The sequence below is a fragment of the Limnobaculum zhutongyuii genome (assembly GCF_004295645.1).
Taxonomy (GTDB): domain Bacteria; phylum Pseudomonadota; class Gammaproteobacteria; order Enterobacterales; family Enterobacteriaceae; genus Limnobaculum; species Limnobaculum zhutongyuii.
Map to the genome: position 1 here is coordinate 3,784,765 of NZ_CP034752.1, position 14,346 is coordinate 3,799,110.

Here is a 14,346-nt window from a genome sequence, read left to right on the forward strand (position 1 = left end):
AACTATAATACATTGAATTAAAATGAATATATGAGAAATAAAAATCAATCTATACCCTCTAATCAACCCATTAAAATCACTGTTATATCCACTGACAATTAATCGGAGATATCTACCGCTTTTCCGTAATTTTCCACTTTACCTTTAGTAAGCAAAAAACTTATAGTCCGGTAGACCTGATATACAGTTACCTGTGTCCAAATAATCAAAAATTCACCATCAAAACCGATTCAGTCTGAAATATGGCGGAAATTAATCTTAAACACATTAAACAGCGGACTTGATACCACTATGACACTCACTCCCGTAATTGCCATCCATGGCGGTGCTGGCGCCATCACCAGAACAGCAATGACCGCAGAAAAAGAGCAGGAATTTCGCCAGGCACTCTCCGGGATAGTCACCGCCGGATAAACCATTCTTGCCGCCGGGGGCAGCGCACTGGATGCAGTGACCGAAGCGGTGCGATTACTGGAAGAGAATCCTCTGTTCAATGCAGGAAAAGGCGCTGTTTTTACTCATGCAGGAACTAACGAGCTGGACACATCAATTATGGATGGCGCTACGTTAAATGCGGGTGCTGTTGCTGGCGTATCCCATATACGTAATCCAATCCTCGCAGCACGAGCCGTAATGGAACATAGCAACCACGTTCTGTTTATCGGAGATGGTGCTGAAGCATTTGCTAAAACTCAGGGAATTGAATTTGTAGAACCTGATTATTACTTCACAGAGGCCCGCTATGAACAACTCCAGCGCGCCCTACGAGAACAAAGTGGTGCCGTATTAGATCACGATGGTGCTACCCAGACAGCTCAAAAAACGCAAAATGAACCTATCGATCCAGACAAAAAATTCGGTACTGTGGGAGCTGTCGCCATCGATATTCATGGCAATCTGGCAGCTGCAACCTCTACCGGCGGCATGACCAACAAACAAGTTGGCAGAGTTGGTGATTCACCTCTGATCGGCGCTGGTTGCTATGCTAATAACAACACTGTCGCGGTATCCACTACCGGCACCGGCGAAATGTTTATGAGAACCGTTGCTGCCTATGACGTTTCCGCCATGATGGAATACGCGGGAATGTCATTGGAACAAGCTACCTATAAAGTGGTTATGGAAAAATTACCCGCTATCAATGGGCGCGGAGGACTAATTGCCATCGACTCAAAGGGAAACGTAGTTACCCCGTTTAATAGTGAAGGAATGTACCGGGGTATTGGACGTGTGGGGCAAGCGGTGTATGTAAATATTTATCGGGATTAGTGGTTGGCATCGGGAGGATTCAAGTTACTCCTCTTTTCATTAATAGGCTAACGTGAAAAGGTCAATGCTACAGTCGATTTTTCAAATTTATTGAAGCTAAGCAGGATATAATCACCACCTTCTTGCATGGCATGCAAGAAGGTTAAACGCCAATTTCATTAAAATGAAATAGGGTAATTCACATATCTCTCATTAAAATAAATCTGTGACACCGTATTTTTACGCCTCTCAATAATTTGATCGCCGAAACTGCTCATCCTTAATGAATTGACGTTGCAGAAATGCAGTAACCCCGGAACATTACTCCAAAGATTGGGGAAAATGGGTGACTGGAAGGCTCTCCCGTCTATTAGAAAAACTGGCGCTTATTCTCCTACTATGGTTAAAGCATCTAATCAAATTCCAACCCGCCGCTATTACGTAGAAATCTATTACGTAGAAATAGAGATACACGACAACTTAATGAATTCCGGCATCACGATCCCAGCAAAAACAGATTCGTTTAATTCACTGATCACCGGACTGGCTGAAGATTTGGGATCTTCCATCTCAGGCATGATCACATCATCTGGAGGAATGGAGAAGTTAATTGACAGGGCGCAGACTGTAGCGAGAATTTGTTAATGTATATGGCCTTCAATTAAGGGCTTTTTTACATACTAGTAATTCTGTCAGGTATTGGCATGATGTGCAGAATGATAACATCTCACACATAATCTTATGATAAGATTTCATCGCAAATCATCATGGCAGGCGGATGGTGCATGGACGCTTCACGTATAATAACTGAAAAACAAAATGAATAACGAAGCTGTCCATAACAATTCAATTAAATATCGTTCAGATATAGATGGCCTCAGGGCTATAGCAATACTAGCCGTTGTTATCTACCACGCGTTCCCATCAAGACTTCCCGGTGGTTTTGTTGGTGTTGATATATTCTTTGTTATCTCCGGGTATTTAATCACTAGCATCATTTTGAAAAAGCTCGATATGGGTAATTTCAGCTTTATTGATTTTTATATTCGCAGAATAAAACGAATTTTTCCGGCTCTTCTGACCGTGCTCACTGCGTGTTATTTCTTTGGATGGCAAGCTCTATTCGTTGATGAGTTTAAAGCTTTAGGCAAACATGTATTAAGTGGCATAGCCTTCGTACAAAACTTTGTTCTGTATTTTGAGGCGGGATATTTCGACTCTGCATCTGAACTTAAACCATTGATGCATCTATGATCGCTCAGTATTGAAGAACAATTCTATCTTATTTTTCCAATAATAATGCTTATTGTATGGAAATTAAGGTTAAACGTATTAATTTTCCTTCTTCTAGTTATTGGCTTTTCTTTCTCACTAAACATTGAAGAAGTTTCTGTAGATCCTGCTTCAGCATTCTTTATGCCATACACCCGATTTTGGGAGTTAATGAGCGGCAGCTTGCTGGCTTACTTATTGATGTTTAATAAGGATTGGACATACAAAAGTATAGAATTAATCATATTCAGAAGTAGCAAAAAACACAGTAATGACATGCTACTCAAACACTTACTTTCTATTGTAGGATTGTCATTAATAATAACTTCCTTTTTCATTATTAATAAAAGTTCAGTATTCCCAGGATGGCTGGCTACCATTACAGTATCAGGGGCTTTTCTAATGATACTTGCTGGACCATATGCAATATTTAACAAGTACATACTAAGTAATAAATTAATAGTATGGGTTGGTTTAATTAGTTACCCGCTCTATCTATGGCATTGGCCTATATTATCATTTGCCAGAATTGTTGAATCAGAACTTCCTTCGCGTGAAATTAGAATCTATGCAGTAATAGCAAGCTTTATACTGTCGTGGCTAACTTATGTTTTGATAGAGAAACCATTTAGATTTGGTAAATACAGTGGAATAAAAACTATAGCGCTGCTTATTATAGCCATTATCACGGGTTCTATTGGATATTACACTTATATTAATGAAGGCATCGCCAACAGAAAAGTAATCGTAGATGAAAAAAGTGCAAATAATCTCATCGTTGGTCCTATCTGGTCCTATACAAGTAATGATATCTGCCTAAACACATACCATTCCGACTTTCCTAAAGATTACGGATGGTGGTTTTGTATACAAGATAAACCAACGAAACCAACAATATTATTGCTTGGGAATAGTTATGCTAACCATCTTTACCCTGGATTAATTCATAACAAACATTTAAAGGAACAAAATATCCTGTCGATTGGAACTTGTGGAGCGGAACAAGTAGAATCATATGAACGAATGGGTGAGGAATCGAGAACACCATGCACAGGGACCCATCATTATAGAAGCCAAGAGTTTATCAATGATATTATAAAAGATAATCCCACCATAAAATATGTAATAATTAATGGATTAAGAAATGTAATTTATAAAGATTACATTCGGCGGCTTAAGAAAAAAATTGATTTCCTTGAGAGCAAAGGAATAACAGTTATTGTATTTATACCTCACATTAAGCTTGGTTATGACATAAAGGGATGTTTCGCCAGACCATTTAAGACCCCGAGCAAGTCATGCGAAATGCCGATCTCGGTACAAAAAGCGCAATTAAAAGCTTATAGTGTAATGATTAATCAGTTCAAAAAAACCAATCCTAATGTTAAGTTTTTCGACCAAAATAATTTGTTATGCAAAGATGATACATGCGAATTCAAAATTGATGGCATGCCTGTATATAGGGATAATACAGATCACTTCTCAGAATATGCCAGCAATAAATTAGCTGAACTGTTTGTTGAGTGGGCTAATGATAACGTCCCAAATATTCTTGATAAGTAAACATTAATAGTCACTGTGCGGAATGGATAACGCGGTGACTACTTGACCTTTATGAGCGATTCGCACAGTTCCCCTGAGCGTATAAACTCCGCCAGAGCTAATAAATGGTCCTATTCCTATTCGCAGATAACCACCAACGTTACTTAAAGTAGTAGCAATCGCAGAAATTAGAGAAATAGAATAAAGCCAGTTTAGTGAGATAAATTCTCTTTTTTATTATAATAATCAAATTGTTGTTTCTGCCAATATCTCTTCAAGATATAGTCTTAAAAGAATAATCACCAACGTTTTAGAAAGTGGTTTAAAACTGACAATAAAAAAAGCCGACTTTTCAGTCGGCTTCTTCGAATTTGGTGGAGCTAGGCGGGATCGAACCGCCGACCTCTTGCATGCCATGCAAGCGCTCTCCCAGCTGAGCTATAACCCCAAATATCATATGATGTGTGTCTGGTAACAACATCATCAGGACGGGCGCATAATATGAAACATCGGGGATGTCTGTCAACGGCTAATTTACAGAATTAATCTGAATGCTGAAAAAGAGAGCAAAGCTGTGAATTTATAGACAGAAAAATACAAAAAGCCGGACTTTTTGCAGTCCGGCTTTCATTGCTCACCTAATAGTCTTTGAGTTAATACATTTATTGCTGTGATTCACGTTCAGCAATAAATGCCAGTGCACGATCGATACGAGCCAGGCTACGGGACTTACCCACTGCATGAACAGTGGCATCAACGGCCGGAGACTGACCGCATCCGGTTACTGCAACACGCAACGGCATCCCAACTTTGCCCATCCCTACTTCCAATTCAGTCGCAGTACCTTCAATCGCATGATGCACATTTTCGACGTTCCAGTCACTGATAGCACTTAACTTAGCTTTAACCAGTTCCAGAGGTTCTTTAGCTACCGGACGCAGATGTTTCTTCGCAGCGTCAGCATCAAACTCTTCAAACTCTTCATAGAAATAACGGCAAGACTCAGCCATCTCTTTCAGAGTTTTACAGCGTTCACCCAGCAGTTGCACAATTTCGACTAACTGCGGGCCATTCTGAGTATTAAAACCTTGTTCATGGATATGCCATGATAAATGAACCGCCACATACTCTGGTGGCAAATGGTTAATATAGTGATGGTTTAACCACTGTAGCTTTTCAGTATTAAATGCGCTGGCTGATTTGCTAACGGCATCCAGAGTAAATAGCTGCTTCATCTCACCAACACTAAAAATCTCCTGATCGCCATGAGACCAACCCAGACGAACCAGATAGTTCAACAGTGCTTCCGGTAAATAACCCGCATCGCGATACTGCATCACGCTAGCCGCACCATTTCGCTTAGACAGCTTTTGACCATCATCACCCAGAATCATTGAGACGTGAGCATATTCAGGAATAGGCGCGCCCAAAGCCTTCAGAATATTAATTTGACGAGGCGTGTTGTTTATATGGTCTTCCCCACGGATCACGTGAGTAATCTCCATATCCCAGTCATCAACCACCACACAGAAGTTATAGGTTGGAGCACCATCAGTACGACGGATAATTAAATCATCCAGTTCCTGGTTGCTGATTTCAATCGGGCCACGGATTTTGTCATCAAAAATAACTGACCCTTCCTGTGGATTCAGGAAACGTACTACATGAGGCTCATTATCAGCATGATTACACTGGTCATGGCGACAGTGGCCGTCATAACGTGCTTTTTCACCGCGAGCCATTTGTTCTTCACGTAGTGCTTCCAGACGCTCTTTAGAGCAATAACACTTATAAGCAGTACCGGCAGTTAACATTTCATCAATAACGGCATTGTAACGGTCAAAACGTTTGGTCTGAAAATAGGGACCTTCATCCCAATCAATACCTAACCAGTTCATACCATCCATAATCGCATCAATTGCTTTTTGGGTTGATCGCTCCAGATCGGTATCTTCAATTCGCAAAACAAACTCACCGCCCAAATGACGTGAAAACAGCCAGGAATAAAGCGCGGTACGGGCACCACCGACGTGTAAATCACCGGTTGGACTTGGAGCAAAACGTGTTTTTATTTTCATGGTCATTGAGCGTTAGCCTTGTTGCAAGATTTAATCAGCAAAGATCAATTTAATATCTGTCTTTCGCTATAGTGGCGCACATTCTATCACTCCATGCTGAATCCTCAATGTTCAAGGCGCACTGAAAACAGAGATAAATTTGAAAAGTATTTACTATACTGTCTAAAATTACGACGAACAGTCAGTTTCATTCAAAAAATCATTGACTCAGTTGGACGGTTCCCTATAATGCACCTCCACACGAGAAGGGTGATTAGCTCAGTTGGTAGAGCACCTCCTTTACACGGAGGGGGTCGGCGGTTCGAGCCCGTCATCACCCACCATTCTTTGTGTAGTTTTATGTAGTGCAGTAAAGCGCAGTAAAAATAACAGCATGTAGTTTTGGGTGATTAGCTCAGTTGGTAGAGCACCTCCTTTACACGGAGGGGGTCGGCGGTTCGAGCCCGTCATCACCCACCATTATTTATGTGGTGTAGCAAAAGCGCAGTAAAATAGCAGTATGTAGTTTCGGGTGATTAGCTCAGTTGGTAGAGCACCTCCTTTACACGGAGGGGGTCGGCGGTTCGAGCCCGTCATCACCCACCATTATTTGGGTCGTTAGCTCAGTCGGTAGAGCAGTTGACTTTTAATCAATTGGTCGCAGGTTCGAATCCTGCACGACCCACCAATTATGGATAGTTTGAAAATGGCGCTCAGAGCGCTTTTTTTATATAAACTTCCAGCGTGGCCCGGGTGGTGGAATCGGTAGACACAAGGGATTTAAAATCCCTCGGCGGCAACGCCGTGCGAGTTCAAGTCTCGCCCCGGGCACCATTTCAAATTTAGCTTTCCTGCTTATATTCTGTTTCTGTCATTAATTCCATATCTAAAATACAAAAAAAGAGCCTGAACAAGTCAGACTCTAAGTATCCCTATCCGCGCTTTAATGGCCGGATAACACTATCCAGCCCTTCTATCTTTAATGCTAATGTCAGTTCCATCAGTTGCCCTAATGAGCCGGCAGGAAACCCTTTTTTGGCAAACCATAATAGATACTCGTCAGGCAAATCCACCAACATTCGCCCTTTATATTTACCAAATGGCATTGGTGTGTTGGCAATCTGAAGCAAATGTTCTTTCTCTATCATTCCACCCACATCCTGTTTATTAGCTATACACCAAGTAAGCGAATCATCTCCGCCTCGTCGATCACCGGAATATCCAACTCCTGAGCTTTAGCTAATTTTGAACCCGCAGCTTCACCGGCGATAACCATATCCGTTTTTTTAGATACGCTACCACTAACCTTAGCCCCTAAAGCAATCAACTTAGCTTTAGCATCATCCCGGGACATTTGGCTAAGTGAGCCTGTCAGCACTACTGTTTTACCAGCAAAAGGGCTGTCTATTTCTTCAGCAACAATCACAACAGGCGCCGGCCAGTGAATCGCAATTTCGGGACCAGTTAGTTCGTTAATAATTTTCTGGTTATGCTCTTCACGTAAGAAATTAAAGGTGTGTTTGGCCACAACCTCTCCTACATCCTGTACAGTTTTAAGCGCATCCATATCTGCAGCTTGTAAAGCCTCAAGGGAACCAAAATGACTGGCAAGATTAGCAGCAGTAGTTTCCCCTACTTCACGGATACCTAAAGCAAACAGAAAACGAGCAAAGGTGGTATTTTTTGATTTTTCCAGTGCTTCAACCAGATTCTGCGCTGACTTTGGCCCCATACGTTCAAGGCGACTCAGAATACCAATTGACAGGCGGTATAAATCAGCTGGCGTATGGACATACTCTTTATCCACTAATTGCTCAATGATCTTATCTCCCATCCCTTCCACATCCATTGCACGACGAGAGACAAAATGCTTCAAAGCCTCTTTTCTTTGCGCGGCACAAACCAAACCACCACTACAACGAGCTACCGCTTCACCCTCGAGCTTTTCAACACTTGAACCACATACCGGGCATTCGGTTGGAAAAACGATTTCTTTTGCGTCTGAGGGACGCTCTGAGGCGATAATGCCTACAACTTGAGGGATAACATCACCTGCACGGCGAATCACCACCGTATCACCGATACAGAGTCCTAAACGCGCAATTTCATCGGCGTTATGCAAAGTAGCATTACTGACAGTGACGCCAGCAACGGTAACTGGCTCCAGACGAGCAACCGGGGTTATTGCGCCGGTACGCCCTACCTGAAATTCGACATCACGTAATACCGTCATCTGTTCCTGGGCTGGAAACTTAAATGCCGTTGCCCAGCGAGGGGCTTTAGCCACAAATCCCAACTCTCTCTGCAGGGCTAAATCATCTACCTTAATAACAACACCATCAATATCAAATCCCAGGCTGGGACGTTGTTCCTGAACCTGATGATAAAAATCTAATACCTGCTGGCTGCCTTTACACAACCGAATACGATCGCTGACCGGTAATCCCCAGCGCTTAAACTGCATCAAACGCTCCCAGTGACTATCAGGAAGCTCTCCCCCATCAATCAAGCCCACACCATAGCAAAAGAACGTTAATGGCCTTTTAGCGGTAATCCTTGGGTCCAGTTGCCTTAAAGAGCCCGCAGCGGCATTACGTGGGTTGGCAAATACTTTCTCATGGTTGCGTCGCGCGTGCTCATTTAGCTGTTCAAAGCCTGACTGCGGCATAAAAACCTCACCCCGAACTTCAAGACGACGCGGGATGTTCTCTCCGGTCAAACGTAAAGGAATGGCCCCAATCGTTCTCACGTTCGAAGTAATATTTTCTCCAGTTGTGCCATCTCCCCGGGTGGCTCCCTGTACCAGACGACCATCTTCATATAGCAAGCTGACGGCTAAACCATCCAGCTTCAGTTCACAACAAAACGTTATCTCTTCATTACGCTTTAAACGGTCGTGTAAGCGTTTATCAAAAGCTAAGTAGCTTTGCTCATCAAATACGTTATCCAGCGATAACATAGGAACTTCATGGGTGACTTGCTCAAATGCAGACAGCGGTGCGGCACCAACTCTTTGCGTCGGTGAATCATCGGTTATCCACTCCGGATGGGCAGTCTCGATATCGCGCAGTTCACGCATCAAACGATCGTATTCCGCATCAGGAATTTCTGGAGAATCAAGAACATGGTACAAATATTCGTGATGACGCAGTTGTTCACAGAGTTCAATTAAACGTTGCTTAAGGGATTCCATAATCATTCACCGATAATGATAAAAAACCCCCGGCAGGCGGGGGTTTTATTGAATAAACAGATAATTAACTAACAGCCTTATTCATTATTATTACTTGGATGTATTCTCAAGTACTTCTCTGATTTGGGCTTTATAAGTTTCAAGTTTCTGTGGAGTTATCATATGACGGGCATCGTCTAAAACTACCCCTCCCACATCGTCAGCAATACGCTGCGCTGACTGAAGCATCAACTTAAAGTTCTGATGAGCATTACCATACGATGGCACCATCATAAACATGGAGATTCCTGGCGTTGAGAAATCAGTCATGTTTTCCGGATCAAATGAACCAGGTTTAACCATATTCGCCAGGCTAAACAGTACCGGGCCACTTCCAGCAGGATCAACATGGCGATGGAATATACCCATCGCGCCAAATTTAAATCCGGCATGCAAAATACTTTGTAGCAAAACATCGCCAGCGATACTACCGCCGTTCAATGCAGAAACATGTAATACAATAACCAGTTCCTGTGGTTTATCAGTTAACTGGGCTTTCGTTTCTTCCTGTACCTGCTCCGAAGCAGTAGTTACCTCAACCGTTTCCTGCCCTGCCTTTTTAGACTCTTCAGGGAAAGCTAAAACATCATCAAAAGACATCTGAATTGGTGAAACCTCATCATCTTCAGGTTCCAGCGCTAATTCAGACTCTGGCTGTTTCAGTTCGTTAGATACTAATGAGAACTCTGGCAGTGGATCATTATCCACAACAGGTTCCTGAGCAGATAATGGATCGGTCCGGGACACGGAAACTGGACGCACACGAACTTCACCAACCCCTTCTTCCAAAGAATCAAAAGGCTTTGAGTTTTCCTGTGTTATCCCACGCTTCAGTGGTTTGTCCCGGAAAATTGACGAGCGTTCCTTACGGCTGATCCATAAACCGTGTATTAACAACGCTAAAATTGCTATAGCTCCAACAACTATCAATACTAGACGCAAATTCTGCATCATCGCTATCTCTGCTCTTCTAATACATGCCACCGCGGCAAACATTCACCCTACTAATCTATTTGTCCGCGTATCCAAGTGCAAGCCTGTGCTTGATTTTATTGTCGATAAATACGTTTTTTTTACTTTTTTGCTTACTTTTTAGTCTTCACAAAGTTCGCAATGTATTTATCATAGAATATGATAACCTGATTTGCGTTTATAACTGGAACTTTTAATGCATGACAATACAATCTGATCAATATGGCCAAACCGCTAAAAGTGGTTTTCACTATATCACACAAGGCTTTAAGCTTGTTACTCTTCCTGGTATCAAACGCTTTGTTATTCTTCCCCTATTAATCAATATATTACTAATCGGTGGAGCATTCTGGTGGTTATACAATCAGTTAGGTGAGTGGATTCCCGCTATCATGAGCTATGTTCCGAACTGGCTACAGTGGTTAAGTTATTTACTCTGGCCTGTGGCCGTGATCACAATTCTGCTAATTTTTGGTTATCTCTTTAGTACCATAGCGAACTGGATTGCTGCCCCATTTAATGGGCTGCTGGCAGAAAAGCTTGAAGCAAAACTAACAGGAAAACCATTACCTGATACCAGCATCATTAAAGATATTCCGCGCATAATGAAGCGTGAATGGCTGAAACTGGTTTATTACCTGCCTCGGGCCCTACTGTTACTGATCCTTTATTTTATTCCAGGTGTTGGCCAAACGATATTTCCTGTTCTGTGGTTTCTGTTCAGCGCCTGGATGCTTTCCATCCAGTACAACGACTACCCTTTCGATAACCACAAAGTCAGTTTTAAAGATATGAAATTAACACTGAGTCAGGAAAAAGTTCGAAACATACAGTTCGGCGCAATCGTCAGCCTGTTTACCATGATACCGTTTCTTAATCTGTTTATTATGCCGGTTGCCGTGTGTGGTGCAACGGCGATGTGGGTTGAGAGGTATCGGGGGAAGTTGGTTGGGGAGTGATTTTTTAAATTTTTAGCCCATCGTTGATGGGCTAATTCGATTCTACGACATTAGAAGTTTTCTAGCCCACTCTTTTAAGCTAAAATCATATTTAAACGTGCCATCTTGTACCTCTCCAGGTAATGGAGATAAGTTTGTAATTTTTCCGGTTTCCCTATCCAAATAGCTAATATTACAATCTTTCAAATATTCAATAGCATCCATATTTGTTGTAATCAGTCTGTGACCTGATGATAAAACTTCTAAAGTTCTCATTGTCATTCCAGATTGATTTATATTATGAATATCTAAAACTGCTTCCGAACAATTGTATATATTCTGTATATCTGATTTTGATGTGGGAGTGAATGTGACAATACCAAAAGGTAACTTCCTAAGCTCACGATCTAATATCCAATATAGAATATATTGAGCTTTACTAGGAAAATAAATTCTAAAAAAATAAGTAAAATCAGAATTTTCTTTAATAAACCTATTTAGTACTTTCGCTCTATCAGCATGGTAGCTTCCAATAAAACATACATCAAACTTATTCATATCAGAAACAAAATTTAAATTAGTCGTTTTTATATCAGAATATAATGGTAATAATTTTAATTCATTATTATTTTTTGCATCCAGAAAATCAAAAGTAAATGCTTTATCTGCTAATTGAGTAAATCGATAAAAGCCAGGATTATTATGTAAAGAATCCCAAGTGTATATTATAACTTCTGACTTTTTCTCTTCTTTAAACCACTTTACAAGATTCTGGCTAATACACTCACCTTTAATAATAATTAAAGTGTCTATGTTTTTATTTTTTAGTGCACTCTGTATTTGCTTGTCATTTTTTTCAGCAAGAAAATCAAATAATAATGGAACTCTTTTTCTTATACAAAACTTAAAAAAACTACTACACTTTGGCCTATCATCAAAGTAAATCACATCCTCATAATAATTCAATAATTCTTTGGAAATACCTTTGTAATAATTAAAAAATGGAGGAGCAATTAATACCGCTAAAGACTTTTTCATTTAGTTGAAACCCATTCTTTTTTTTCAAAATCAAATTTTTTTAAAATAATTGCAGGATTTCCACCAACAATACAATAGTCAGGTACTGATTTTGTTACAACTGAATTAGCGCCAATTATAGTACAACGTCCTATTTCTACGCCAGGAAGAATACTTACGCCTTCGCCAATCCATACATTATCGCCAATAACAACATCTTTTGAGTTTAACACTCTCTTATCTGATATTTCTTCAGGGTGTGACTGTTGTTCACCAGAATAGTTACCATGGTTTAAATCTGTAATAAAAACCCTGCTGGCAATTAATACATCATTACCAATTTTAACTTTTTTTCTACCTACGATATGTACTGAGTCATTAACCTGACAATTTGAACCAAAAGTAATAACAATATTATTATCATCATCTTGAGGATAGGCTTCAAAACGACAATATCTACCAGAAGTAAATCCATTTCCTAATTTAATATATTTACGCCCTCTTATATCAAAAGGACGTCTTATTAAACGAGCCCCAGAATACAGTAGCTTCGTATAAATAACATTTATCACCAAATTAAATATTCCGATAACACCATATCTTTTATAAAGCTCACTCATAAAGCCTCTATAATAAATTTTTCTTAAAGTCATCAACCATAAACTTTATATCTGATAATACGTTTCTTGGCATATAATCTTTATATGCTAATTTTAATGTATTTATTTCTGTCACAGGAAATATCTCATCACGACGATCCATTTGATGCCAAATGACATTACAACCAGTTTCAGCTTGAAGGAGATCTGAAATTTCTTCAGCCGTCGTATTATAACCTGCCGCTACATTATATATTATTTGAGACTTATCCTGATTGAATGCAAAAAAACAACATACATTTGCTACATCATGTACAGATACATAATCTTTAGCGTACATAGGAGATACATAAAAATTAATTTCTTTTTTCAGAATAGCATCTTTCGTAATTTGCGGTAGAAAAAGAGGACTATTTAAAGCTATACCATAAACATTGCTTGGTCTCAAAATAGTAACATTACGTTTACTTTTCAAGCAAAGCTCTTCAGAAACCAACTTTGTAAGGTTAAATAATCGTCTTTGGTCATCAGAACAAACTGTCAGATCGGTAGATTCATGTGATGATATGTTTCCCATATACACACGAGTAGAAGAAATATAAATTAGATGCTTAAATGATGCTTTTTCAAGTATCTCAGCCAAAAAAGTAGTGTTCGCATTTAGAACATCAAAAGGAGAATTACTGCAATCACCATAACCCGCGCAATAAATAACTGTTCCTAAATCCCGAGAAAAGACTTCAGATAATTCATCACGCGCAGGCGTCCATACCATCACATTAGTATTTATAAGCCTACGCTTTATTTCTGAACCAATAAACCCTGAGCTACCAACGATAGTAAAATGACTCATTTCTTCTCACCCAAAATGTTACATTTAACATCATCAAAAGTAGGAAGTAATCTATCTTTTTCTGATAAATTAGGATCTTTTATCGGCCACTCAATATTAATTATAGGATCATTCCATATTATACCGCCTTCATCTGAAGGAGAATAATAATCAGTGCATTTATAAGAGAAATCAGCTAATTCAGATAGCACACAAAAACCATGAGCAAAACCGGGAGGAACAAAAAGCTGCGTATTATTCTCTTCTGATAGTACAACCCCTACATATTCACCAAAAGTTTTCGATTCTGGTCTTAAATCAACGGCAACATCAAAAACCTCTCCTCGAGTAATAGAAACTAATTTTCCTTGTGGCCTTGTTTTTTGAAAGTGTAATCCTCTTAACACACCAAATGATGAGCGCGAACGATTATCTTGTACAAATTTGTATTTAATACCATACTCTGCATATCTTTCTTCTTGATATGTTTCAAGGAAAAAACCTCGATTATCACCATGAACATCAGGGTGAATAATTAGACATCCTTGTAATTTAGTTTCAATAACTTTCATTTATTTTTATACCCAAAAAATTTATGAGAATATAATATTCAAAAGAGCATTTGTCCTTATGATAT

12 protein-coding genes, 6 tRNA genes and 1 pseudogene are annotated in these 14,346 nt (G+C 39.9%); 10 read left to right on the forward strand and 9 right to left on the reverse strand.

Annotated elements, in window-relative coordinates:
- Positions 1-291: 291 nt before the first annotated feature.
- From EKN56_RS16870 to EKN56_RS16885, 4 genes and pseudogenes are all read left to right on the forward strand, one after another.
- Positions 292-1,269: pseudogene (locus EKN56_RS16870) on the forward strand (isoaspartyl peptidase/L-asparaginase family protein).
- Positions 1,270-1,590: 321 nt separating this feature from the next.
- Entirely contained in the window at positions 1,591-1,893 is a 303-nt protein-coding gene (locus tag EKN56_RS16875; protein WP_130592880.1) for a hypothetical protein, read from the forward strand.
- Between the two features lie 174 nt (positions 1,894-2,067).
- Positions 2,068-2,502 (forward strand): acyltransferase family protein, encoded by a 435-nt coding sequence (locus tag EKN56_RS16880; RefSeq protein WP_130592881.1) that lies wholly within the window; start codon positions 2,068-2,070, stop codon positions 2,500-2,502.
- A gap of 189 nt (positions 2,503-2,691) precedes the next feature.
- Positions 2,692-4,083, forward strand: coding sequence for an acyltransferase family protein (locus tag EKN56_RS16885; RefSeq protein WP_130592882.1), 1,392 nt, complete (start codon positions 2,692-2,694; stop codon positions 4,081-4,083).
- A 351-nt stretch (positions 4,084-4,434) separates the two neighbouring features.
- Here the strand turns inward: EKN56_RS16885 and EKN56_RS16890 are convergent.
- Positions 4,435-4,510: transfer RNA gene (locus tag EKN56_RS16890), tRNA-Ala, on the reverse strand.
- A 214-nt stretch (positions 4,511-4,724) separates the two neighbouring features.
- Positions 4,725-6,140, reverse strand: a complete 1,416-nt coding sequence (gene gltX / locus EKN56_RS16895) for a glutamate--tRNA ligase (protein WP_130593755.1) — start codon at positions 6,138-6,140, stop codon at positions 4,725-4,727.
- A 247-nt stretch (positions 6,141-6,387) separates the two neighbouring features.
- Between gltX and EKN56_RS16900 the strand changes: the two genes are divergently transcribed.
- The 5 genes from EKN56_RS16900 to EKN56_RS16920 all read left to right on the forward strand — a co-directional run bounded on the left by EKN56_RS16900 (position 6,388) and on the right by EKN56_RS16920 (position 6,953).
- Positions 6,388-6,463 (forward strand) — tRNA-Val (locus EKN56_RS16900).
- Positions 6,464-6,523: 60 nt separating this feature from the next.
- Positions 6,524-6,599, forward strand: a tRNA-Val gene (locus tag EKN56_RS16905).
- Between the two features lie 50 nt (positions 6,600-6,649).
- Positions 6,650-6,725 (forward strand) — tRNA-Val (locus tag EKN56_RS16910).
- Positions 6,726-6,731: 6 nt separating this feature from the next.
- Positions 6,732-6,807 (forward strand) — tRNA-Lys (locus tag EKN56_RS16915).
- 59 nt (positions 6,808-6,866) lie between these two features.
- Positions 6,867-6,953, forward strand: a tRNA-Leu gene (locus tag EKN56_RS16920).
- A 98-nt stretch (positions 6,954-7,051) separates the two neighbouring features.
- Here EKN56_RS16920 and EKN56_RS16925 read toward each other — a convergent pair.
- The 3 genes from EKN56_RS16925 to zipA form a co-directional block, all read right to left on the reverse strand.
- Complete coding sequence (locus EKN56_RS16925) at positions 7,052-7,267, reverse strand: DUF3820 family protein (protein WP_130592883.1); 216 nt, start codon at positions 7,265-7,267, stop codon at positions 7,052-7,054.
- Between the two features lie 23 nt (positions 7,268-7,290).
- Entirely contained in the window at positions 7,291-9,312 is a 2,022-nt protein-coding gene (gene ligA / locus EKN56_RS16930; protein WP_130592884.1) for an NAD-dependent DNA ligase LigA, read from the reverse strand.
- 90 nt (positions 9,313-9,402) lie between these two features.
- Positions 9,403-10,305: a cell division protein ZipA gene (zipA, locus tag EKN56_RS16935; RefSeq protein WP_130592885.1), complete on the reverse strand. Its 903-nt coding sequence runs from the start codon at positions 10,303-10,305 to the stop codon at positions 9,403-9,405.
- 218 nt (positions 10,306-10,523) lie between these two features.
- On the opposite strand from zipA, the gene cysZ reads away from it, so the two are divergent.
- The gene (gene cysZ, locus EKN56_RS16940; protein ID WP_130592886.1) at positions 10,524-11,282 is read left to right on the forward strand and encodes a sulfate transporter CysZ; all 759 of its coding nucleotides are present in this window, start codon (positions 10,524-10,526) and stop codon (positions 11,280-11,282) included.
- Positions 11,283-11,324: 42 nt separating this feature from the next.
- Here the strand turns inward: cysZ and EKN56_RS16945 are convergent, their stop codons facing one another.
- From EKN56_RS16945 to rfbC, 4 genes are read right to left on the reverse strand one after another with little or no spacing between them, the layout of a single operon-like run.
- The gene (locus EKN56_RS16945) at positions 11,325-12,299 is read right to left on the reverse strand and encodes a CgeB family protein (protein ID WP_130592887.1); all 975 of its coding nucleotides are present in this window, start codon (positions 12,297-12,299) and stop codon (positions 11,325-11,327) included.
- The gene (locus EKN56_RS21515) at positions 12,296-12,931 is read right to left on the reverse strand and encodes an LbetaH domain-containing protein (protein WP_281275556.1); all 636 of its coding nucleotides are present in this window, start codon (positions 12,929-12,931) and stop codon (positions 12,296-12,298) included. The genes EKN56_RS16945 and EKN56_RS21515 overlap by 4 nt, the downstream gene beginning before the upstream one ends.
- Positions 12,906-13,730, reverse strand: a complete 825-nt coding sequence (locus EKN56_RS16955; protein WP_130592888.1) for an NAD-dependent epimerase/dehydratase family protein — start codon at positions 13,728-13,730, stop codon at positions 12,906-12,908. Before EKN56_RS16955 ends, EKN56_RS21515 begins: the two co-directional genes overlap by 26 nt.
- The gene (gene rfbC, locus EKN56_RS16960; protein ID WP_130592889.1) at positions 13,727-14,281 is read right to left on the reverse strand and encodes a dTDP-4-dehydrorhamnose 3,5-epimerase; all 555 of its coding nucleotides are present in this window, start codon (positions 14,279-14,281) and stop codon (positions 13,727-13,729) included. The genes EKN56_RS16955 and rfbC overlap by 4 nt, the downstream gene beginning before the upstream one ends.
- Positions 14,282-14,346: the final 65 nt, after the last annotated feature.